This window comes from Marinoscillum luteum (assembly GCF_044005705.1).
Lineage (GTDB): Bacteria > Bacteroidota > Bacteroidia > Cytophagales > Cyclobacteriaceae > Marinoscillum > Marinoscillum luteum.
The window spans coordinates 196,862-219,029 of sequence record NZ_JBIPKE010000018.1 but is presented as its reverse complement, the minus strand read 5'-3'; the positions used below and the strand labels follow the sequence as shown (position 1 = coordinate 219,029).

Here is a 22,168-nt window from a genome sequence, read left to right as displayed (position 1 = left end):
TAACTGATTATGGAACAACTGACCTTTGAAAATGTATGGGGAGAGAAGTCCCCTGCCCTCATCGAAGAAATTAGCAACAAGTGGAAATCCCTGGGGGTGATACCGCCCAATGAATCTCCGGAAAAACGAGCCAGACAAGTCGTTTTCCTAATCAGAAATGAGAAAAGGGGCATAGTGGGCATTTCTACTGCTTATAACCTCCGAGTGGAGCAGCTGGGCAATCATTTGTTAGCGTTCAGGAGTTTGCTGGACCCACAGTATCGAATACCCGGACTCTTTATCAAACTGGTTCATAGTTCTTTTGACTACCTGGAATCCATCCACCATACGCTGGAGCCAAAACCCATTGGGCTCATTGCTGAAATAGAGAGCCCAAACCTCCTGAAGCTGCGCGATGCTGTGACCAGTACAGGCTTTGTCTTTATAGGATACTCTGCGAGAAAACTCCCGCTAAGAGTCAGGTACTTCAAAGGTGCGAAATTTTAAAAGTCAACTACCCCCGAAGGGGCAGTTGCTAAATGAGCTCTAGATGAGCCTGTATGGACCTCAGCGACTCATCCGTCACCAATTGGTAAAAAGGCTCAGGATTGTTGTCTTCCTGAATAGACTGCAAAGCACGATAATAATGCATACGGCTTTCAGTGTTGCCTTTGATGTTGGCCCTTGTATATCCATTTCTCAGCAGAATGAGATTCATGACCAACCTGGCTGTACGCCCGTTACCATCTATGAAGGGATGGATACTTACCAGGCGCTCGTGCATCTCCGCTGCCAAAATCACGGGATGAAGACGCAATCTGTGCACTTCGTAGTACTCAAAATAGTCCTCCATCAACTTATCCAACATGTAAGGCTGAGGTAGTTCTGTTTCACTCCCTGAAATCCTAACAGGCACCTGCCTGTACCTTCCGGCATTGGCAGTATCCACCTCCTTCAGTATCAGTCGGTGAATCTCCATGAGAGACCTCCTCCCCAAATCCTCCTTTCGCTCCACGATCCCCCTTACGAACGCAATGGCTTCCGAATGATTGATCACCTCCAAATGCTCACGCATGGACTTACCCCCGATCGTCAACCCCTCATTCACCACCAGGGCAGTTTCCTGCAGTGAGAGGGTATTTCCCTCTATTCGATTGCTTTCGTAGGTGTACTCCACATCAAAGAAAGCGTGCATTCGGTGAAGCTGAGATGGGCTGAGCACCGGACGGGCGGCCCATTGAGCCTTCAGTGCATCCAGTTTTTCAAGTTTGAGAGCCAGACCCTCAGACAGGCTTGGTGAGTCAAGAACCTTTTTGCTGGTCAGATACTCCACCCTGGATTCTGCCACTCGAAGGGCCTCCATTGCTTCTGGATGATACTGTACCATTCCCACCAGCTTGTCGGCCATCCACTCCACCCGAGCTGCTCTCATATCCAGCCCAAGAATCTCCCCCAGAACATTAAGCTGTTTTTCTGTGGGCATACGGCTTCCCTTTTCGAACCTGCTGAGTAGTGTTTGATCAATATCAGCCTGGGCTGCCAGCTCCTTTAGCTTCAGGTTTTTCTCTACACGCCCATTTCTCAGCAGATTCCTAATCATGACAATAAAAATATTGACAAATATAGTCAATATTCTAAACAAAAAAAACACAACTCCCCAAAACAAAAAAGAGAGCCGGACATGCTGTCCGGCTCTCTGTATAATATTACAATGTTCTGACTATTAAATGTGAATCACCTCATCGTATGCAGCGGCTGCTGCCTCCATGATGGCTTCACTCATGGTAGGGTGTGGGTGCACAGACTTCACTATCTCATGACCTGTTGTTTCCAACTTTCTGGCCACCACTGCCTCTGCAATCATCTCCGTCACATTGGCTCCGATCATATGACATCCCAGCCATTCGCCATATTTAGCGTCAAAAATCACCTTTACGAAACCATCCTTGTGACCAGCAGCACTTGCCTTACCAGAGGCTGAGAATGGGAATTTACCCACTTTGATCTCATATCCCGCATCTTTGGCTTGCTTCTCGGTCATCCCTACGGATGCTATCTCGGGCGAACAGTAAGTACAGCCCGGTATGTTTCCATAATTCAATGGCTGTGGGTTTTCACCGGCTATTTTCTCTACGCAGATAATACCCTCAGCCGAAGCTACGTGTGCCAAGGCAGGACCATGTACGATATCACCAATGGCATAGACGCCATCTACATTGGTTTTATAAAAATCGTCAACTATAACCTTACCGCGTTCGGTTTTCACGCCAGTCTCTTCAAGGCCAATGCCTTCCAGGTTGGTAGATACACCAACTGCTGACAATACCACATCGCACTCTAGTATTTCTTCTCCCTTTTTGGTCTTTACTGTCACTTTACAACCCTTGCCTTTGGTATCCACCTTGGTTACCTCACTGCTGGTCATGATGTTGATACCACTCTTCTTGAAATTTCTTTCAAGCGCCTTGCTCACTTCTTCATCCTCTACCGGCACCACTCTGTCCATAAACTCCACTATGGTCACTTCCGTACCGATGGACTTATAGAAATAGGCAAACTCTACCCCAATAGCCCCTGAGCCCACTACGATCATTTTTTTAGGCTGCTTATCCATCACCATGGCCTTGCGGTAGCCGATGATTTTCTCATTGTCGATAGGCATAGATGGTAACTCGCGTGACCGTCCTCCTGTCGCCAGGATAATGCTGGTAGCTTCATACACAGTTTTCTTTCCAGCCTCATCTGTCACCTCTACCTTCTTACCCTTCTGAAGCTTACCGAAACCGTTAATTACCTCAATTTTGTTTTTCTTAAACAAAAACTGAATACCCTTGCTCATGCCTCCGGCTACCTCGCGGCTCCTCTTCACCATTCCTCCAAAGTCTACCGAAGCATCTTTCACATCTATGCCATAGTCTTTCGCATGTGATATGTATTCAAATACCTGAGCACTCTTCAGTAATGCTTTGGTAGGAATACACCCCCAGTTGAGACAGATACCACCGAGCTCAGCTTTTTCTACAACAGCCACTTTCAGGCCAAGTTGTGATGCTCTAATGGCCGCCACATATCCACCGGGTCCACTACCGATTACTATCAAGTCATATTTTGATGCCATGTTTTTTATATTTTAATAGTTTTGGTTGGCAAATTTAAGTCGTAAGAAGTTAACGAGAATGCCTTCTTTGAAAAGACCTCATTAGATTTACCTTTGACGCACGAAATTTAACGTTGTGAATATAAATCAATACCTATGAAATTACTCGAAGGAAAAACTGCATTGATCACCGGAGCCTCCAAGGGAATTGGCCGGGCTGTGGCTATGAAATATGCCGAACAGGGTGCCAATGTGGCTTTCACTTACCTTTCCAGTGTAGAAAAGGGGGAGGCCCTCACCAAAGAACTGGAAGCATTTGGCGTTAAAGCCAAAGGTTATAGATCTGATGCCTCGGACTTTAAGGCAGCCGAAGAATTGATCAACGCAGTAGTCGCGGATTTTGGGTCGTTGGATATTCTTATCAACAACGCTGGTATTACCAGAGACAATCTGCTCATGAGAATGTCCGAAGAGCAATGGGATGAAATCATGAATATTAACCTGAAGTCATGCTTCAATACCGTAAAAGCATCTGCAAGAACATTCATGAAGCAGCGGTCAGGATCCATCATCAACATGTCTTCTGTGGTGGGCGTAAAAGGAAATCCCGGGCAAACCAACTATGCAGCATCAAAAGCCGGGATCATTGGGTTCACCAAATCGGTGGCACTTGAGCTTGGCTCCAGAAACATCAGATGCAATGCCATCGCTCCGGGATTTATAGAAACTGAAATGACAGATGCGCTGGATGAAAAAACGGTGCAGAGCTGGAGAGATGCCATACCACTGAAAAGAGGTGGACAGCCGGAAGATGTAGCTGACGCCTGTGTTTATCTGGGATCAGACATGTCATCTTATGTGACCGGCCAGGTGCTGCAGGTAGATGGCGGCATGCTTACCTGATCAAATCAATCAAACAAGATACAATTAAGCCGTTTTAGCTTGCACGCGGGTGACAAACGGCTTTCTTCTTTTCTATGGACAATAGCTGGTATTCCTTTGATGTTTCCCCTGTTTGGGTGTTTGCCTCGCTCATCACAGCGCTGGGTGTAGCAGTTTTGTTGTATGCCAGAAAAACGGCGCCCTGGAGTAAATCCTGGAACATTTTCCTGGGATTCCTTCGGCTAAGTGCTGTTTTCCTGATCCTTCTCCTGTTGATCAACCCGCTCCTTCAATTCAATGTAAACAAGACGGACACACCTCTGGTCATTATTGCAGTGGACAACTCCGAATCAATTGGCTTACGATCAGAAGCAGCGACTCCTCCAGAAGTGGTGAACTGGATAAACAATGTCCAAAGGGAGCTTGAAAATAGCTACACCCCGATGGTAGAAACACTTTCCGGTAGGCAAGACACCATCCTTTTCGACCAAAAGACAACCAATCTCGGTGCCCTCCTCAAAAAGATTGAGAATGTTTATAAAGAGCAAAACATAGGCGCCGTGGTACTGCTTTCAGACGGAATCATCAATGAGGGCCGGTCTCCGGCCTATCAGACTTATGGCTTTCCGGTATTTACCGTTGGTTTGGGAGATACCATCCCACCAAAGGACATTGCCATTCGCAATGTCAGAAACAACCAGGTGGCCTACCAGGGAAACCAATTTCCCATCAGCATTTTGCTTTCGCAAAAAGGCTATGATGGCCTGCCACTGCCAGTAGAAATAATCGAAAATGGAAGAAAGATAGCGGCTCAGGAAATCACACTTCAACCGAACGCTCAGGAAGTTAACTTTCAGCTGGATGCCAACTCACCAGGAATCCGCCGGCTCACCATCGCTGTTGGAGAAAAAGCGGGGGAATCCTCGTATGTCAACAACCAGCAAGACGTATACATAGACATCATAGAAGGGAAAGACAAAATACTGATCCTGGCTCCTGCCCCCCACCCGGACATCAACGCCATCAGATCCGTTCTCAATGCAACCACCAACTACGAGTCTGTTCTTTTCATACCAGGGATTCATGAGCGACCCAAAGAGAAAAAATTTGATGCCATCATAGAACATCAGGCCTTCTCTGGCCACCAATACGGAGACTTTGAGGCCACAGGCAAATGGTACATCATGGGCAACTCCTCTAATGTGAGAAACATGGCTCAGACCATCACCTACCTCAGCATCAATCTGAAGGGAAACGGTAAGGACAAGGTAAGGGGTGCTTACAACCAGAACTTTACTAAATTCAAAATCTCTGAAGACTTAACCGACCGGATTCAGAATTACCCACCCATTGAAGTACCATTCGGCGAGTATCAGCTGGTGGGGCCAACAGAAGTCCTTTTATACCAAAAGATCGGCAGCATCAACACTGAGCGACCGCTTTTGGTGTTTTTCGATGATGGTGCCCAGAAGTCTGCTGTCACTCCGGGTGCCGGCATCTGGCAGTGGAGGCTTCAGGAAGCGGGGAGTGAAGAAAACTCTCAATTATTTGAAGAGTTGATCCTGAAGACTGTGCAGTATCTGAGTATAAAGGTGAACAAAGATCGTTTTGTGGTGAAGCCAAGAGAATCCAACTACCACATCGGTGAGCGGGTATTCATGGATGCCGAGGTATACAATGAAATCTACGAGAGGGCCTATGGAAATACCATCCCACTGGTAATTACCGATGAAAGTGGAAACCAAACCTCTTATGAAATGGTGGATAGCCCGGTCAACAGCAGCTTTAACCTGGGAGCCCTGGAAGCGGGAGTTTACCAATTCAAGGCAACTACCACTTTGGGAGGAAAGGGTTTTTCAGAGACCGGGTCTTTTGCCATACGTGATATCCAACTGGAGGGGATCAACCTTACTGCAGACCACAACATGCTCCGGGCTGTAGCAGAAAAGAATGATGGCCGTTTTTACCCTTTCTCACAAGCCAGCCAGGTGAGTGAGGACCTTATCGGAAAAGGCTATAAAAACATCATCAGGACCAGCAAAGAAACCTTTCCACTGATCAACAGCATATGGGTAGTTCTACTCATTGCCGGTCTGTTGGGCACCGAGTGGTTTCTAAGAAAATATCTGGGCGCTTTTTAGTAAAAAAACCGACCAAAAGGCCGGTTTTAGATGAGTAGCGCTATTTCTTTTCTAATTTCATTTCAAAAAACTGCCTCCAGGTCTCGCCATCCTGCGACATTTCGCCTATTTCCTCCCATACATTATTTTCAATTTTCAGGGTATATCGAATGGTGCCAGCAGGTCCCGCTTCAAACCACCACTTGAGCCTGCCCTCACCCAGCAACTCTACATTGGCATCCGTATGCATTCCTTTAGAGATCCAGGAGCTCATTCCGAACTGCTGCCGAAATGGATCAAAATACAAAACACCCAGCGCATCGTGTACCTTAACTTCCACCCCATCCTTGTCTGCGGTACCTACTCCACGTAGCCTGAGAACCGTATTGTCAAGGTCATAAGAAATGGTCTCCTTCACACGACTGGTCTCCATGCCTTCAGGGGTCATTACCCATCCCTCACCTTGCCACTCCCCAATCATAAAGCTCATTTTCTTCATCTCTTTCTGGGTGATGGCCTTAAAATCCTGAGTAAAAGCCACCAGACTGATCACTATTCCCAATAGGATCAGTAAAAATCTTCTTATTTCTTTCATGATAAACTACTTTATTTTATAAACTAAATACCTAAAAAAATTATTCAATATAGCCCTTCAGTGCATTGACGTACCTTTCGAATGCTTCCAGTCCTTGCTCAGTGATTTGGCAGGTGGTCACCGGCTTTTTTCCTCTAAAAGCTTTCTCCACCCGGATGTAACCAGCCTCTGAAAGCTTATCCAGTTGCACACTCAAATTGCCGGCTGTCGCCTGAGTTTTTTCCTTAATAAAGGTGAATTCGGCAGATTCCACACTAAGCAAAAGGCTCATCACGGCCAGTCGAAGCTGAGAATGCAATAAAGGATCTAATGGCTTGAAATCATTCATTTTTCCTTACTCTTGAGAAGGTATCCAGGAACAATGTATCCCAGAAATATACCAATGGCGCTTACCAGATACTGATCTGTCACCGAAACATTGAAGCAAACCACCGCTGCAACCGCAAGGGCCAGTCCTCCGAGGATTAACGGCTTAAACCTCAACATTTGACCAGAAAGATAAGTACCCATAGCAGCAAACAAAAGGATCATAGCACCGTGATTGAAGGAAAGGTTTCGCATGAATATCAAGGTAATCACTATGCCCACTCCTGCTGCGATCCAGACCTGACCATACAAACGATCCAAATGGCTCACTACCGTTGCCTGCTTACTCTGACGAGCACCATACAAGCCAGAGATGATCCCGGCGGGAAAAGTGATCACCCAAACCAGATAGGGGTGAGGATAGTCCGTAAACCCTTCCAGATAATAGTGGCCTAAGTTGGCAAGCATCACCACCCATCCCCAGAGCAGAAAATGAAAGCTTCCTCCCTTCCGGTAGTTCTTTTTGGCCTGTCCGATCATCTCTGTGATCAGCGCCAGGCTTTCTTTGTTTGTTAGTGTTTGTTCAGACATGACAGATCTTTTTGATGTAAAGATAATTAAGTTTATAATATAAACTAGTTTACCATAAAAAGGTTGCGTCACACTGCTGGAATTGATCCTCCTGAGGGAAATAACGACTCAGTCAATGACAGGCTTGCATAAAAAAAGGGCCTCATGGGCCCTTCAATTACTCTTTTTCTTTGTCTTCCTGCTTCACCTTCTTCTTCTTGAGCTTCAGGTGCAGTACTTCAGCTTTTCCATCCCAGTCAGCTACCAAAGTGTCTCCTTCCTGGATTTCTCCTTTGAGGATCTCTTCAGCCACAGGATCTTCCAGATATTTCTGAATGGCCCTATTGAGTGGCCGGGCACCATACTGAGGATCGTATCCTTTGTCCGAAATAAAATCCTTCGCCTTTTTGGTCAGCTCCACGTGATATCCAAGATCAACTACACGCTTGAAGAGCTTATCCAAAGTGATGTCTATGATCAAATGGATGTGCTCACGCTCCAGGGTATTGAACACTATCACGTCATCCAGTCTATTCAAAAACTCAGGACTAAACGCTTTCTTCAACGCACTCTGGATGGTAGACTTCATCACATCCTCAGCATTGTCACGCTTAGAGGAAGTAGAAAAACCAATGCCCGCGCCGAAATCCTTCAAATCCCTCACACCAATATTTGACGTCATGATGATGATGGTATTTCTGAAATCCACCCTACGGCCAAGGCCGTCTGTAAGGATTCCATCGTCCAACACCTGCAGCAGGATATTGAATACATCCGGATGCGCCTTTTCTATCTCATCCAACAACACCACGGAGTATGGCTTTCTGCGGACTTTTTCAGTCAGCTGACCGCCTTCTTCATATCCCACATATCCGGGAGGTGCTCCTACCAGTCGGGATACAGAAAATTTCTCCATGTATTCACTCATATCTATTCTGATGAGCGAATCGTCTTTATCAAACAAGAACGTGGAGAGCACTTTGGCCATCTCGGTTTTTCCTACCCCGGTAGGGCCCAGAAAAATGAATGATCCGATTGGCTTTTTAGGGTCTTTCAGTCCTACTCGTGTTCGCTGGATGGATTTGGTCAACTTCATGATCGCATCCTCCTGGCCAATCACTTTTTTCTTCAACTCCTCCTTCATGTTGAGAAGTTTGGCGCTTTCGTTCTGTGCGATCCTTTTGGTAGGAATACCAGTCATCATGGCGATCACCTCTGCCACATTTTCCTCATCCACCTCGTAGCGCCTGGTCCGTGTCTCCTCTTCCCACTTGTTCTTTTCCTCATCCAACTGTGCCAGCAGTTTCTTCTCTCTGTCGCGCAACTGAGCCGCCTCTTCGTACTTCTGGCTTTTCACTACACGATTTTTCTCCTTTTTGATATCTTCTATCTGCTCTTCCAGCTCGATCACCTGCTTCGGCACACTGATGTTATTGATGTGCACCCTGGCACCCGCCTCATCCATTACATCTATGGCTTTGTCCGGAAGGTACCTGTCGCTAATGTATCTATCAGAAAGGGTCACACACGCTTTTATCGCCTCTGGGGTATAGTTCACGTGGTGGTGATCCTGATATTTATCCTTGATGTTGTCGAGTATCTGAATGGTCTCATCTGCGGTAGTAGCATCCACCATTACCATCTGGAAACGTCGGGCCAAAGCCCCATCCTTCTCGATGTACTGTCTGTACTCATCCAACGTCGTGGCGCCGATGCATTGTATCTCGCCACGGGCCAGGGCCGGTTTGAACATATTGGACGCATCCAATGAACCGGAAGCTCCGCCAGCACCTACGATGGTATGAAGCTCATCTATAAAGAGAATAACGTCAGGTGACTTTTCGATTTCGTTCATCACCGCCTTCATCCGCTCTTCAAACTGCCCTCTGTACTTGGTGCCTGCCACCAAAGATGCCAGATCGAGCGTAACCACACGTTTTCCAAATAAGATTCTGGAAACTTTTTTCTGAATAATTCTGAGTGCCAGCCCTTCAGCGATGGCCGTTTTACCGACCCCAGGCTCACCAATCAGGATTGGGTTGTTCTTCTTTCTTCTACTCAGGATTTGAGCTACACGCTCTATTTCTTTCTCCCGACCTACGATCGGATCGAGCTTATCGTCCTCCGCCAGTTTGGTCAGGTCTCTGCCAAAGTTATCCAACACAGGGGTTCGTGACTTCTCGCCACCTGCCTTGCCGGACTCGCGGCTCCCCGAGCCTCCTGATGAAGAAGATCCTCCAAAGATCTTTCCGGTATCTTCATCTCCATCGTCAGTGTCAGACTGAGCCAAAGGATTTTCTGTCTGGTATTCCAGCAGCTCCTTCACCACGTCGTAGCTCACGTCAAATTTATCCAGAATCTGAGTAGCCAGATTGTCTTCATCTCTCAGGATAGAGAGGAGCAAATGCTCTGTGCCTATCAACTGGCTTTTGAAAATCTTGGCCTCCAGATAGGTTATTTTTAGTACTTTCTCCGATTGTCTGGTCAAAGGTATGTTGGCAAGGTTCTTCACATTGCTCGTGGCAGTGCCCTTGGTGGCCTGCTCTATGGCGGACCTTAGCTCCTCCAGAGACACCCCAAGTTTTTTCAGCAAACTGACGGCAACACCTTCTCCCTCGCGGATCATGCCCAAAAGCAAGTGCTCGGTGCCGATATAATCATGCCCAAGTCGCAAAGCTTCTTCACGGCTGAGAGAGATTACCTCCTTTACTCTGTTTGAAAATTTAGCTTCCATAAAATGGATTTATGATAGTGCGTTAGTAAGTAAATTTAAAACTTCTGTGAGTCAAAACCTCACAAAGAATGAGTTTTAGAAACACATTGATTTTCAGATTTGTTCACCTGTCGGATAAGAAGATTTTTTTAAAACCTCTAAAGCATTGCTGCCTTCGCTCACCAGAAGATCAATAATGCTCAGGTTAGGGACAAATTTGCTGCCAAATATCTGAGTATACGGGGAAGGTATATATAAATGTCGTTCTTCAAAAGGCTTTTTGGGCACAATATGCTCCCTGAGGTCGATAAGAGGGGTATTTATTTTTTTTTGATAGCTTTCGGTAATTTCTATCGGTATGTCAATTTGTAAGATTTTAAGACACAATGTCATCATTTCGAAGTTGAGATCCAGAAGAAACCGATGCTTTCTGTCCCAGATGTCCTTAAAATGATCCGCTAAAAATTCGAAGAAAGGGGCCTTCCCATAAGCAGAATAAAAAGCACCCCAATGCGCTCTTTTCCAGCTCTGATCATGCGCTATCTGCACCTCTTTGAAGGGTGTTCGGTTGGTGAACTTCACAGGCACGGTCAATGGCATGGCGCCTCTGGTGCTGAGCAAATAGCACCTGTTCTTAAACGTTTGCTTGGAGAAATGCTGGTGCACCTCCAGAAAGACACGCTCGCTATTTATCAGCTGAGTAAAATACTCCAGACTGCCCAGGTAATGGGGTTCAATAATCAGTTCTGCCATCTACAAATACTGCGCAATATCACCCATACCATGGCGTATCACCACCGGCGCGGCACCCGTACAATCGATCACTGTACTTGGCTGATTCCCCCCAGGGCCTCCATCTATGATCACATCCACGAGCCCCTCGAACTCCTCATAGATCAAGCTGGGGTCAGTGGAATACTCCACAATCTCATCCTCGTCGTGAATGGAAGTGGTAATGATGGGATTGCCTAAAATCTTCACAATGTCCCTTGGAATGTTATTATCCGGCACCCTGATCCCCACGGTTTTCTTCTTGGCATTCAGAATCTTGGGCACCTTACTGGACGACTCCAGTATAAATGTATAGGGACCGGGGAAACACTTTTTCATCAGCTTGAAAACGGGGGTTTCTACATGTCTGGCGTATTCTGACAACTGGCTCAGATCATAACAGATAAAAGAAAGATTCAGGTCTTTTCCTTTGATCCCCTTCAGCATCTTCAGCCTATCAAGCGCCCTACTGTTGAAAATATCGCACCCGATACCGTAGACAGTATCTGTGGGATAAATGACCAGCCCTCCATTGCGCAAGACATCCACAATGTGTCGGACTTTCTTTTCCTCGGGATTTTCCGGGTAGAGTTTTATCAGTTCTGCAGACATATTTTTATGGGGTTATGATGAAGAAATCAACAGATCTCACACTATGAGTCAAACGAGTAGAAAACTTAGTTATTTTTGCCAGACTTTTCACTTTGGGAATCCATTTTAATTGATGAAGAAGAAAAATTTTATCGCTGCTTTCATGATCGTTTTTGCCGTAATGCTATCGTCTTTCGCATTTTATGGCTATCAGGTGCTTTATACCCCAAATATACTGGTAGATCAGGAAGATCGGATGTTTGCCATTGAAGATGGTACTACTTTCAAGGAGCTCCAAAATAAGCTATATGATCAGCGCATTGTCAATGACCTGGTCTCTTTCAGTTTTCTGGCTAAGGTCAAAGGATTCGACAGGGAAATAAAACCCGGCATGTATCTGTTCAAAAAAGACATGAGCAATACGGAAGCCATCAATATGCTAAGGGCCGGGATACAGACCCCCGTAAAGCTGACTTTCAACAACGCCCGAAAAATAGAAGAGCTGGCAAGCAAGCTCACTTTTCCCCTCCAGATAGACTCTGCGGATATCGCGCCTCTCCTGATGTCTGATAGTGTGGCTCAGGCCTATGGACTAAATGCCAATACCTTCATCTGCATGTTCCTGCCTAACACCTATGAAGTCTATTGGACAGCCAGCCCAAAGGATATACTGGACCGGATGAAAAAAGAATACGACCGGTATTGGAATGACACCAGAGTAGCCCAGGCAGCAGCATTGGGTCTCACTCCTATTGAGGCCTCCACGCTAGCCTCCATAGTGGATGCCGAAACCAATAAAATGGACGAAGCGGCGACCATTGCGGGTGTGTATCTCAACCGACTGAAAAAAGGGTATAAACTCCAGGCCGACCCCACGCTTGTTTTTGCGATCGGTGACTTCTCCATTCGACGAATTCTCAACAAAGACAAGGATTTCGAATCGCCCTATAACACCTACAAGTATCGGGGATTACCCCCCGGCCCGATCAACATGCCGTCTATCGCCGCTCTGGAGGCGGTTTTGAATGCGGAAGAACATCGTTATCTTTATTTTTGTGCAAAAGACGATTTTTCAGGTTATCATGCATTCGCAAAAACCCTGGAAGAGCACAACGTCAACGCTGCGAGATTTCAGCGAGCACTTAATATGGAGCGGATTTACAGATAGAGATGTACCAGCAAGAAGTAAAGATCAGGGTACGGTATGCTGAAACAGACCAAATGGGGTATGTGTACTACGGCAACTATGCCACCTACTATGAGGTAGCCAGGGTAGAAGCCTTTCGTTCGCTGGGTTTCCCTTATAAAAAACTTGAGGAAATGGGGATCGGGATGCCGGTGCTTTCGCTGAACGTAAATTACCACCAGCCAGCCAAATACGATGACCTCCTCACCATCCTGGTGAGTATCCCTGAGCGACCAAGAGCTAGAATAAAATTTCACTACGAGGTTACTAATGAGGCGGGAAAACTAATTAATACGGGAGCGACCGAGCTGGTTTTCATCAAAATGGAGACCGGACGACCGGTAAGACTGCCCGAGGTTATGGATAAACTTATACAACCCCACTTCCATTGAGAAAGCGAACGATCATTCATCGGCACCTGAGCTATACAGGCTGGTATGTGAGAATGATTAGCTTCCTGAAGAGCATCAGAATATCCGGTGGAAAAACCTCACTATACCGCGCGCTCATCATTTTCATTGACAAAGTAGGGGACAATCAGCTTTTCGAAAAGGCCTACGGGGTGGCCTTTAATTTCACTCTGTCGCTGTTCCCCTCCATCATTTTTCTCTTTGCCCTGATTCCATTCATTCACGAGTATATCCCCTCCATCAGCCAGGGGGAAATTCTTCACTTTTTACAGGATATTTTACCCCGAAGTGTCTTTGAGATTACGGCCGAAACCATCTACGACACCTTACAGATAAGACGAGAGGGGCTAATTTCCTTTGGTGTGCTGTTTGCACTATTTCTGGCGACCAATGGAGTCAACTCCCTGATGCAAACTTTCAACATGAGCTACAAGACAGTTGAAAACCGCAGCTTTATCAAAACCAGGCTTATTGCGCTCTTTCTTACTGTTTTGCTGGCCTTTGCACTGATTTTCTCGATCCTGTTTATCATCATAGGACAAGTGGTGCTGGACTGGCTGCTGGAGGCCGGACTTCTCTCCGAAGACTTCCTGTACTATATCATCCTGCTCCTCCGATTTATTGTGGTGTACATTGCCTTCTATCTGGCCATCGCCTCTATCTATTACTGGGGTCCGGCCATTCACGACCGGTGGAAATTTTTCTCCTACGGATCGTCCCTGGCTACGATATTATGTATCCTGGTATCGGTGGGCTTTTCCTTCTATGTCGCCAATTTTGGCACCTACAATAAGGTATATGGCTCCATTGGAGCCATCATCGCCCTCATGGTATGGCAGTGGCTGATGTCCTTTATCCTACTGCTTGGTTTTGAGTTCAACGCGAGTGTATCCAGGGCAGCCAGTGGAGAAGTATACGATTTGGAAAAGGACTAAATCTACTCCAATCTCACACTCACTATGGCCAGCGCCTGTGGCTTTTCCACATCCTGAATCCCCGGACCAACAGAAATCTGCAGCACCTCGGCTTTACGAATATCAAATACGGCTCTTGAAGCTCCCTCAAAATAGTAAGGCAGAAAGGATGGATAAGGCCTTGGTAAGGTGACCATTTTCACTTCTTTCAGCTTATCAAGGGACAACCTGTAATCCGCCAATTTCGGACCGAGTTCCAGCAAACCTCCGTAGGTCTTGCCGTCAGCAGCGACCAGCGCCAGCTGCACCGCAGCAGGTTCATCTGTCAATGACCTGCCTGTCAAGACCAATTCCTTTTTGTCCGCCAAATCTGCCACTCTGCCACTCACCTTTTCTCTAAAAGCATACCGCATACTGTAATCAGCTACCTGTTCGCCATTTGGATTTTCAGCGTCCACCTCCTTGAGCCTGGCTACCTTGATTCTGATCTCGGCCTTTCCTGGCTCAGCCAGCGGAACAAAGGATGATTGAGGGCTCCATGCCCTAGATAGTTTATCATTGTCTGCAAGGGCATCAAAAAGATAAACAGGGGAATCATTCGATAGCACCTTCACCACATAAGCATTGTTGGCTTCAAAATCCCAATCTCCGGGCAAACCGGTGACCGCTCCAGGGTAGGTCTGAGTACCCAACTGCCCCATCACGGTAATGAAGTAGCTAAAGAATCCTGCTTTGATGTCTTCCGCAGGAATTGTGGCCATATATGAATACCCGTTATTTTCCATCACATAGGTTTTGGGTCGCCATCCGATATAGGCCAAAACCTCAACCCTCTCTGGCTGAGATGGAGCCAAAATAGTAGCGCTGATTTCATAGGGTGAACCTTGTGAGATTTGCGCAGCGGGTTCATGAAGCACATACTGTTTTTCCAATGTACTCATTGGTGCCGAAAATTCATTCAGGGTGATGTTTTTCCATTTCTCAACACCTTGTAGCTTCGTTTTCACCCCACTGCGAGCGATCAGATAGGTGCCCGGTTTGATGATAAATCGCTTTCCGGCTACTGCCGGCCTCCAGCCATTCCCTTCATTGATAGGCTTCAGGACAAAGTCCGCTCCAAGATCCGGAAGATCTATGGTCATGGGCCACTCCCCCCAACGAATTTCGCCAAGCTTTTTCTGGAGGCTATTTTTACCAAAGGGATCCTCCACCCAAACAGCATCCGGCATCACTTCCAGCCTCCACACCCCTTTTTCAAGTTGATCCAGAAAATAGGCTCCGGCTCCTGCATACTGAACCACACTTGAATTTCCATACCCCGCCACTTCATTTAACCTGGTCGGTGAAGGAGGTATCGATTTAGTCGTGTTGGTATAAATGAATTTCTTCTCGGTCAACAGCTCTGCCAGGTCCTCCTCATAGCTTACCCTAAACCCATCAAACTGAGTGTTTTCCGGATATGCGCCAAAGTCTTTGTATACTGGCACTCTGTGAAACACTTCCCCTGCCAACTTCAGGCTCAGTGCCTTTTGTGGGGTATATGCCAGGTTCATATAGTGGGTATTGTACTCGGTATTGGCATAAGCCAAATAGGTAGGGTCGTAGGCAAAATGCGTCGCCCACTGAATGCCCGCAGTCCGAAAACTCCGGGCCATGGCCGGGTAGATGTAAGAACGCCCGACATCTGCCGCATCAAATTCATACACCACTTTAGCCGCTTTTTTGAATTTTGAATTTTTGGCAAAGGGAATTTCATAAAGGTCCACATTGGGCAGAAAATTACCTTCCAACTCCTCGCCTGCACCCAAACCTGTCGGGTACCACTGGAAAGTGCCCCCCTGTACTCCGGCATCAAAATACGCGTTGACCAGGTGAATACTATGGCTAATGTTGTAGAAAATGGGTTTCTCACATCCCGTGTTACGCATGGAAGTCAACATCTTTTTGATATAGCGTGTGACAGAGTCGGCCTCCTGCCTATGATGTGGTTCATTACTAATCTCAAATGCCACAACTGCCGGATCATTTTTGTAAGCCAGGCCTGTGTAGGGATTTGTATGGTTCAAAAACTGATAAAGGTAATTCTCCTGTGCGGCAATGGCGTCCTCGTTAGTCAGGCAGGCATTTTTGCCGTACTTATTGGAAAACCCCGGAGTATCCTCCCCTGGCTCGGGCCAGCCGTTATCCCAAAAAGCAATGGGAGTGATTAACATCTTCATCCCCCGATCTTCCATCTTCTTGACCATATAATCAAACAAATCCAGGTGGTCATTCTCCAAAAGATTGCCCAGAGAATCGCTGATCTCAGTATCCCAAACATGGATCCGATAGGCATCAAATCCCAGCCGGGCAAAATGATAAACGTCGTTATCTATCGCTTCCTTCTTATCCACGCCGAGTTTTTCTGCTGACCGGTAAGCATGGGCAAATGGCACTGTATAGTTCACCCCGAAGCCCTGAACTTCTTTATCACTATCTCCCCAGCGCATGATCCCCGAATCATCCACATACACATTCTTGTTCTGCGCATTGGACGCACTTATCCCAAGGCCCAGGGTTAGGGCCAGACTTAATACCACAGATTTGATCATCGCTTACCTAGTAAATTGTTGTTAGTTTTGACTAATTGAATTGAGACGGTGGCAGACTTAAGGCCTGCAGATGTGGCATTGACCATCACCTTACCGGGATCATTTCCCGCCTGTAGGATCATCTGACATTTCCCATTGAAGAGTGACCGTCTGTAATCCCCCACGTCCATTTTGTCGGGTTCGTGAGAAGAGGGGTCTCCATTACCAACCCCAATGATCGAGGCATCGCCCTCCAGTGAGAAGGCAACCAAATGATTTGCGGTAGGCACCTCTCTGCCTCTATTATCCAACACAGTCACATTCACCACCGTAGCATCTTTACCATCTGCGGTGACGATATTCCGATCGGGAGTGAGTACAATCTGATGAGCCTCACCCGTAGTTTCCATCACAGCCTCATACGTCCGTCCGTTCTTAGTTGCTATGGCCTTCAGGCTTCCGGGCTCATAGGCTACCTGCCACTGCAGATGACTATTTCGGGGCATCACTTTCTTTCCAAGGGTTTTCCCATTGAGGAAAAGTTCCACTTCATCCGCGTTGGAATTCACCCATACATCTATGATTTCTCCCTCTTTTCCAGCCCAGTTCCAGTGAGGAGAAATGTGAAGTACATCTTTGTCTGTCCACCAGGACTGATAGTAGTAGTAAATGTTTTTGGGAAAGCCGCATACATCCATGATCCCAAAATGGGAGTTAATATTGGGCCACTGAAACGGGGTAGGTTCCCCCCTGTAATCAAAACCGGTCCAGACAAAACCACCCAGCAGCCAGTCATTATCTGCAGCTATGGGCCACCAGTCTTCTGCCAAAGACGCCCACCACGGATGGGTAATATCCTGATCCGGAACATAGCCCTTCACACTGTCCACCTCATAAATACCCCGTGTGGTCACCGTACTCCCCATCTCCGTGCCAATCACAGGCTGAGTCGGATGGTCATTATGATAGGGTACCATGCCCTTTTCGCGATAGTTGAATCCCCTGACCGGGATCACTTCATTGATCCCCTTAAACACATTGGCTAAATCAGCAGCATAAGTGCTTGTCCTCGTAGGGTCCAGCTCACGCTGCTTGGCCAGCATAGTGAGCGCCAGCCTTTTTCCCACGCTGGTTGTCTGCACATACCCTTCCTCATTTCCTATACACCAGAGGAAAACGGACGGGTAGTTTCTGTCTCGTTTGATCAGTCGCTCAAATTGATCCATATGTTCGGGACTTGAATTGAGCAATCGGGTCTCATCCAATACGAGCATGCCCAGACTATCACACGCCTCCAGTAATTCTGGTGTTGGTGGGTTATGACTGGCACGGTAGGCATTCACACCCATTTCTTTTAATAACTGAATCCTGTAATACTGCAGGTAGTCAGGCAGGGCGCTCCCCACTCCCGCATGATCCTGGTGGCAATTCACTCCCTGTACTTTGATGAACTTTCCATTGATGGAGAGCCCTTTCTTATCATCGATCAGAATGGTGCGTACCCCAAATCTGGTGGTGAGATGGTCCAAAATCGTGGAGCCATTGCTTACCTGTGAGGTGACTCTGTAGAGGTAAGGATCCTCCAGAGACCATAGCCTGGGATCGGTCAGTACAATCTCCTGCTTCACCGTAGTTTGCCCATTGAGTGCCAGGGTCACTTCTACCGATTTTGCTGAGCCCATTTTCTTCCCATCTCTGTCGGTAATGAATGCCGACACCTGCCCGGAAGCGTTTCCTAGAGTTTGATTTTCTACTGTTGTTTCAATAAATATTTTGGCAACATTTTCCTTTACCTCAGCATATACAAACTGGCCTCCTTCTGCAATGTGCAAGTTGTCATATTTCTGAAGCCATACGTGCCGATAGATTCCGGCGCCTTCATAAAACCACCCTTCCGCCTGTGTGGCGTCTACCCGAACAACTAATGTATTGTTCCCGTCAAAATTCACATAGTCTGTAATATCATAGGTGACCCCCATATAGCCACTCTCGTTGTTCCCCAGATAAAATCCATTGATCCAAACCATGGCATCCCGGAAAACACCATCGAAAGTAACTGCTAATCTCCGGCCGGAATCTGCTTTAGTGAGTTCAATATTCCTTCTGTACCAACCCACACTGTTTTCTGGAAACAGCCCTCCTACGGGCCGGTAGCCATGCGCCATCAGGTCAAAATTGTCCACATTCTCAAACGGAAGCTCCACCACCCAGTCATGTGGCAGATCCAACTGACGCCAGGTACTATCATTGAATTTGGGACTGATGGGAGTGTCCTCGGCCTTTCCGGTTTTAGAGAAAATATTGGCGACTTTAAAATTAAAATCCTGTACCGGGTCGGCCGCATGGCCAAGTGCAAACCGCCAGTCAGTATCAATATTAATTCGCTCCCGTGACGACCTCTGAGCCAGAAGCTCAGAAGATATCGTCAACAGAAATATGAAGAAGTATATTTTAGTACACCCTTTAGTCATTAGTGTCATATTCGTAGTTCATATAGTCGATGGTCGGTATGGTATTGCCATCGAAATCAAAAAAAGCATTGTTTTCCCATGAAGAGCCTGTACCCCATTTATCTTTCATATCAGAGCTTATCCATGCTGGCTCCCAATAAATGACTCCCGATGCACCGGCGCTCACTAACTTTTGTGTGATTGCTTTCATCAGGCTCAGCTGCCCATCTTGTGTATAAGGGTAGCCAGGCAGGGGCGGCTCTCCTCCGAACAGGTTGTTATAATTGTCATTGCCCTGTACCGTCCATGGGTAGGCGGTTTCCAGTATGACCACTTCACGTTTGAATTTTGTCACAAACCCAGCCACTGTTTCCTGGAGGCGGTCGAGCGAGATGCCCGTATGCCATATGGGGTAATAGGAAAATCCGATAAACTCAAAATCAGTAACTCCTCCTTCGGAAGTGGCCTGTTCGAACCACCAGTCCACATTGACCGGATCGGCCACATGCAGCATCACTTTGGTTTTGATGTCCGAATCGACAGACACAGCACGCACGGCCCGTATACCACTGTTGAGCACTGCGCCCATATTGGCCCAGTTGCCATCACATACATTGCATGCGGGGAAGCCATCCACACCACCCGTGAGCATCATCCCACAGTTGGTCTCATTCCCAATCTGAACCAACTCGGGCATGAGCCCTTTTTGATTCAGATAGTTCAGGGTTTTTAGCGTGTAGTCATACACAGAGTCAGCCAGCACATCAATATCCGTAATCTCCCGCCAGGCAGCAGGCACCCGCTGGCTTCCCGGATCGGCCCAGGTATCTGAGTAATGAAAATCAAGCAACACTTCCATGCCCTGAGCTTTGGCCTGACGAATAGATTTTTCTACATCGTAAAGGTCATTGTACAGCTGCGTGCCTGCATCTCCATAGACCTCCCGAGTCCATTGTGGATTGTGCCAAAGGCGAAATCTGGCCAGATTAGCGCCGTGATCTTTGAAGATTTTGTATGGATCGCGCACCTCACCTACATCACGGTATTGGCCCCCATGGTCCAATATTTGGTTAACATATGAGAGGTCAGCTCCAAAATAAAACTGTTCAACGATCACCGAATCCTTGTTTTCCGGATCGGGATCAACGCCACGCCGTGGGTCATCGGTATTGCAACTGACCAATGCGATGAAAGAGAAGATAATACTGAGCATGGCTAATCTGTTTGTATTCATACTAATTTAATCTCATGATTACCGAGCCACTCCGGAGTGGCTCGGTATTCTTTACTGTGATAATTGAACTGATTTGGTGGTGAGGTCTACTGTGATATTGAAAGCCCCGTCTGTCCCAATAAATTTGAAGTTATCATCATTATCGCCTGCTGCCTCCAGGTCCGATGACACCTCTGTGAAATAGGCATACCTGAAATCATCACTCCAATTATCCAGCTCCTCAAAAAACCTGAATGTGGACCCGTTCGTGAAAGTCACGCCAGTCGCTTCGAATACACCTGGAGTGGATGAGCTAAATACGGGTGAATTGGCAAAGGTCCAGCTCTGGTCATCGCCCACCAGATAGAGTGAAGAAGGATAAGCAGAATAAGGCTCTACCACAATGCTCATATCACTTAAAGAGACCGTAATCGTGTATAGACCACTTTCTCCTACGAACGAGAAGTTGTCATCATTATCGCCAACTGCCGCAAGTTCATCATCTATCCCACCTGTGAAGAATCCTGCACCAAAATCATCTGACCAGTTGTCAGCTTCTTCAAAAAATCTGAAAGTAGATTCCTTGGTAAAGTTTACGCCCTCAGCTTCGTACACACCACCACCCAAATTGGTGAAAGTAGGCGAATTAGCAAATGACCACCCCTGATCATCACCTACCAGGTATAGGGCCGCTGGATACTGTGTAGCGACTTCCAGGCTAATCTCTTTACTATTCAAATCCACGGAGACAGTGTACTCGCCGGTAGAGCCCGCAAAAATAAAGTTGGAATCGCCATCACCTCCATCGGTGAATTCTGCCGGTATGGTACCTCCATCGAAGTAGCTATACCCATACTGGGTGGCTGCCCAGTCTGCTTTTTCGAAGAAACGGAAATACCCGCCATCCTGAAAAGTACCTGTGCCTTCAAACTTACCACCGCCAAGAAAGGTAAGTTCCAGTGCCGCCTGCAGATTCCAGCCCTGAGCATCTCCTATCACAAAGAGTGTGGGTAATTCACCTTCTTCCAGGGTAATGGTTTTCGCGTTAAGGTTGACCGATATTTTGTAAACACCAGTGGTTCCTCCAAACAGAAAGTTTGAGTCCCCATCTTCTCCACTGGCCAACTCACTGGCTACAGTACCCCCTTCAAAAAAGCTCCAGCCCCACTGCTCAGCATCCCAGGAGGGCGTAGCAAAAAATCGAAATTTGCCATCCGCCTGAAATAAACCGGCAGCTTCGTATGTGCCGGGACCTGTGCTGGTAACCTCGAGCGCATTACCCAGATTCCATCCCTGGGCATCTCCTATGATATAGATAGGAGGAAATGTGGCCAAATAGGGTGTAACATTTGCTGATACCACATTGGTATAAACAGGAGCTACATTTGGATTGACACTGGACATCACTCTAAACTGAACTTCAGCAGCAACATCCGGGTCCAGCCCCATACCCAACAGGGCCGCATTCACGGCATTGACCGTAGGTGATACGGTGAGTGCCTGGGTAGTAGGGAAGCTAAAAGGCTTCGCAAAACTTCCACCTGCGGTATCCATCTGGAGTGTATAAGTGATAGAAGCCTCAAACCCGAAATCGGGTGCTGTCCAGGCAAATTCCTCAAACACTTCACTCCTGGATTCGAAAGTGAGGGTATAGTCTGCCGAAGACATTTCATTGAGCGAATTGGCAGTAATCTCCTGCTTGATCATCGCCTTCTCCATCTCCTCTTCACAAGCAGTGAGGCCCATGAAGACCATGAGAAAAGCGACTAATATTTTAATATTTTTCATGATTTTCTCAGTT

18 protein-coding genes are annotated in these 22,168 nt (G+C 47.0%); 6 read left to right on the top strand and 12 right to left on the bottom strand.

From position 1 onward, the window contains the following. Window positions 1-9: 9 nt before the first annotated feature. Window positions 10-486 carry a hypothetical protein gene (locus ACHKAR_RS14570; RefSeq protein ID WP_159582414.1) on the top strand — a complete coding sequence of 159 codons (477 nt, stop codon included), beginning with the start codon at window positions 10-12 and terminating at the stop codon, window positions 484-486. Between the two features lie 28 nt (window positions 487-514). Here the strand turns inward: ACHKAR_RS14570 and ACHKAR_RS14565 are convergent, their stop codons facing one another. Together ACHKAR_RS14565 and lpdA are read right to left on the bottom strand one after the other, a co-directional pair. After that, a complete protein-coding gene (locus ACHKAR_RS14565) occupies window positions 515-1,579 on the bottom strand; it encodes a Fic family protein (protein ID WP_395418082.1) in 1,065 nt (354 codons plus the stop codon). 123 nt (window positions 1,580-1,702) lie between these two features. Beyond that, a complete protein-coding gene (gene lpdA, locus ACHKAR_RS14560) occupies window positions 1,703-3,097 on the bottom strand; it encodes a dihydrolipoyl dehydrogenase (RefSeq protein WP_395418081.1) in 1,395 nt (464 codons plus the stop codon). Between the two features lie 135 nt (window positions 3,098-3,232). On the opposite strand from lpdA, the gene fabG reads away from it, so the two are divergent. Together fabG and ACHKAR_RS14550 are read left to right on the top strand one after the other, a co-directional pair. Further along, window positions 3,233-3,979 (top strand): 3-oxoacyl-[acyl-carrier-protein] reductase, encoded by a 747-nt coding sequence (gene fabG / locus ACHKAR_RS14555; protein ID WP_395418080.1) that lies wholly within the window; start codon window positions 3,233-3,235, stop codon window positions 3,977-3,979. A gap of 74 nt (window positions 3,980-4,053) precedes the next feature. Then, the gene (locus tag ACHKAR_RS14550) at window positions 4,054-6,099 is read left to right on the top strand and encodes a hypothetical protein (protein ID WP_395418079.1); all 2,046 of its coding nucleotides are present in this window, start codon (window positions 4,054-4,056) and stop codon (window positions 6,097-6,099) included. 40 nt (window positions 6,100-6,139) lie between these two features. Here ACHKAR_RS14550 and ACHKAR_RS14545 read toward each other — a convergent pair whose 3' ends face one another. The 6 genes from ACHKAR_RS14545 to ACHKAR_RS14520 form a co-directional block, all read right to left on the bottom strand. Beyond that, window positions 6,140-6,673 carry a hypothetical protein gene (locus ACHKAR_RS14545; protein WP_395418078.1) on the bottom strand — a complete coding sequence of 178 codons (534 nt, stop codon included), beginning with the start codon at window positions 6,671-6,673 and terminating at the stop codon, window positions 6,140-6,142. A gap of 40 nt (window positions 6,674-6,713) precedes the next feature. Further along, window positions 6,714-7,001 carry a winged helix-turn-helix domain-containing protein gene (locus ACHKAR_RS14540; protein WP_395418077.1) on the bottom strand — a complete coding sequence of 96 codons (288 nt, stop codon included), beginning with the start codon at window positions 6,999-7,001 and terminating at the stop codon, window positions 6,714-6,716. Next, a complete protein-coding gene (locus ACHKAR_RS14535) occupies window positions 6,998-7,570 on the bottom strand; it encodes a hypothetical protein (RefSeq protein ID WP_159582407.1) in 573 nt (190 codons plus the stop codon). The genes ACHKAR_RS14540 and ACHKAR_RS14535 overlap by 4 nt, the downstream gene beginning before the upstream one ends. A gap of 157 nt (window positions 7,571-7,727) precedes the next feature. Beyond that, window positions 7,728-10,283, bottom strand: coding sequence for an ATP-dependent Clp protease ATP-binding subunit (locus tag ACHKAR_RS14530; protein WP_395418074.1), 2,556 nt, complete (start codon window positions 10,281-10,283; stop codon window positions 7,728-7,730). Between the two features lie 93 nt (window positions 10,284-10,376). Then, window positions 10,377-11,015, bottom strand: a complete 639-nt coding sequence (locus tag ACHKAR_RS14525) for a WbqC family protein (RefSeq protein WP_395418072.1) — start codon at window positions 11,013-11,015, stop codon at window positions 10,377-10,379. Then, window positions 11,016-11,645, bottom strand: coding sequence for an L-threonylcarbamoyladenylate synthase (locus ACHKAR_RS14520; protein ID WP_159582404.1), 630 nt, complete (start codon window positions 11,643-11,645; stop codon window positions 11,016-11,018). A gap of 112 nt (window positions 11,646-11,757) precedes the next feature. On the opposite strand from ACHKAR_RS14520, the gene mltG reads away from it, so the two are divergent. The 3 genes from mltG to ACHKAR_RS14505 are packed head-to-tail and all read left to right on the top strand — an operon-like array spanning window position 11,758 to window position 14,155. After that, the gene (gene mltG, locus ACHKAR_RS14515; protein WP_395418070.1) at window positions 11,758-12,792 is read left to right on the top strand and encodes an endolytic transglycosylase MltG; all 1,035 of its coding nucleotides are present in this window, start codon (window positions 11,758-11,760) and stop codon (window positions 12,790-12,792) included. A gap of 2 nt (window positions 12,793-12,794) precedes the next feature. Next, a complete protein-coding gene (locus ACHKAR_RS14510) occupies window positions 12,795-13,202 on the top strand; it encodes an acyl-CoA thioesterase (protein ID WP_395418068.1) in 408 nt (135 codons plus the stop codon). Next, window positions 13,199-14,155, top strand: a complete 957-nt coding sequence (locus ACHKAR_RS14505; protein WP_159582401.1) for a YihY/virulence factor BrkB family protein — start codon at window positions 13,199-13,201, stop codon at window positions 14,153-14,155. The genes ACHKAR_RS14510 and ACHKAR_RS14505 overlap by 4 nt, the downstream gene beginning before the upstream one ends. Before the next feature lie 2 nt (window positions 14,156-14,157). Here the strand turns inward: ACHKAR_RS14505 and ACHKAR_RS14500 are convergent, their stop codons facing one another. The 4 genes from ACHKAR_RS14500 to ACHKAR_RS14485 all read right to left on the bottom strand — a co-directional run bounded on the left by ACHKAR_RS14500 (window position 14,158) and on the right by ACHKAR_RS14485 (window position 22,155). Continuing rightward, complete coding sequence (locus ACHKAR_RS14500) at window positions 14,158-16,725, bottom strand: cellulase family glycosylhydrolase (protein WP_395418067.1); 2,568 nt, start codon at window positions 16,723-16,725, stop codon at window positions 14,158-14,160. Beyond that, entirely contained in the window at window positions 16,722-19,175 is a 2,454-nt protein-coding gene (gene galA / locus ACHKAR_RS14495; protein WP_395418065.1) for a beta-galactosidase GalA, read from the bottom strand. The genes ACHKAR_RS14500 and galA overlap by 4 nt, the downstream gene beginning before the upstream one ends. Further along, on the bottom strand, window positions 19,168-20,367 hold the full coding sequence (locus ACHKAR_RS14490) for a glycoside hydrolase family 53 protein (protein ID WP_395418063.1): 1,200 nt from the start codon (window positions 20,365-20,367) through the stop codon (window positions 19,168-19,170). The genes galA and ACHKAR_RS14490 overlap by 8 nt, the downstream gene beginning before the upstream one ends. Window positions 20,368-20,439: 72 nt before the next feature. Further along, on the bottom strand, window positions 20,440-22,155 hold the full coding sequence (locus ACHKAR_RS14485) for a SusE domain-containing protein (RefSeq protein WP_395418062.1): 1,716 nt from the start codon (window positions 22,153-22,155) through the stop codon (window positions 20,440-20,442). Window positions 22,156-22,168 lie beyond the last annotated feature (13 nt).

What these genes read in the sequence shown, in the direction of transcription:
- ACHKAR_RS14545 (WP_395418078.1), bottom strand. Translation starts at nt 6,673, where the DNA reads ATGAAAGAAATAAGAAGATTTTTACTGATCCTATTGGGAATAGTGATC.
- mltG (WP_395418070.1), top strand. Translation starts at nt 11,758, where the DNA reads ATGAAGAAGAAAAATTTTATCGCTGCTTTCATGATCGTTTTTGCCGTA.
- ACHKAR_RS14500 (WP_395418067.1), bottom strand. Translation starts at nt 16,725, where the DNA reads ATGATCAAATCTGTGGTATTAAGTCTGGCCCTAACCCTGGGCCTTGGG.
- ACHKAR_RS14510 (WP_395418068.1), top strand. Translation starts at nt 12,795, where the DNA reads ATGTACCAGCAAGAAGTAAAGATCAGGGTACGGTATGCTGAAACAGAC.
- ACHKAR_RS14565 (WP_395418082.1), bottom strand. Translation starts at nt 1,579, where the DNA reads ATGATTAGGAATCTGCTGAGAAATGGGCGTGTAGAGAAAAACCTGAAG.
- ACHKAR_RS14485 (WP_395418062.1), bottom strand. Translation starts at nt 22,155, where the DNA reads ATGAAAAATATTAAAATATTAGTCGCTTTTCTCATGGTCTTCATGGGC.
- galA (WP_395418065.1), bottom strand. Translation starts at nt 19,175, where the DNA reads ATGACTAAAGGGTGTACTAAAATATACTTCTTCATATTTCTGTTGACG.
- ACHKAR_RS14550 (WP_395418079.1), top strand. Translation starts at nt 4,054, where the DNA reads ATGGACAATAGCTGGTATTCCTTTGATGTTTCCCCTGTTTGGGTGTTT.
- fabG (WP_395418080.1), top strand. Translation starts at nt 3,233, where the DNA reads ATGAAATTACTCGAAGGAAAAACTGCATTGATCACCGGAGCCTCCAAG.
- ACHKAR_RS14530 (WP_395418074.1), bottom strand. Translation starts at nt 10,283, where the DNA reads ATGGAAGCTAAATTTTCAAACAGAGTAAAGGAGGTAATCTCTCTCAGC.
- ACHKAR_RS14540 (WP_395418077.1), bottom strand. Translation starts at nt 7,001, where the DNA reads ATGAATGATTTCAAGCCATTAGATCCTTTATTGCATTCTCAGCTTCGA.
- lpdA (WP_395418081.1), bottom strand. Translation starts at nt 3,097, where the DNA reads ATGGCATCAAAATATGACTTGATAGTAATCGGTAGTGGACCCGGTGGA.
- ACHKAR_RS14490 (WP_395418063.1), bottom strand. Translation starts at nt 20,367, where the DNA reads ATGCTCAGTATTATCTTCTCTTTCATCGCATTGGTCAGTTGCAATACC.
- ACHKAR_RS14535 (WP_159582407.1), bottom strand. Translation starts at nt 7,570, where the DNA reads ATGTCTGAACAAACACTAACAAACAAAGAAAGCCTGGCGCTGATCACA.
- ACHKAR_RS14520 (WP_159582404.1), bottom strand. Translation starts at nt 11,645, where the DNA reads ATGTCTGCAGAACTGATAAAACTCTACCCGGAAAATCCCGAGGAAAAG.
- ACHKAR_RS14525 (WP_395418072.1), bottom strand. Translation starts at nt 11,015, where the DNA reads ATGGCAGAACTGATTATTGAACCCCATTACCTGGGCAGTCTGGAGTAT.
- ACHKAR_RS14570 (WP_159582414.1), top strand. Translation starts at nt 10, where the DNA reads ATGGAACAACTGACCTTTGAAAATGTATGGGGAGAGAAGTCCCCTGCC.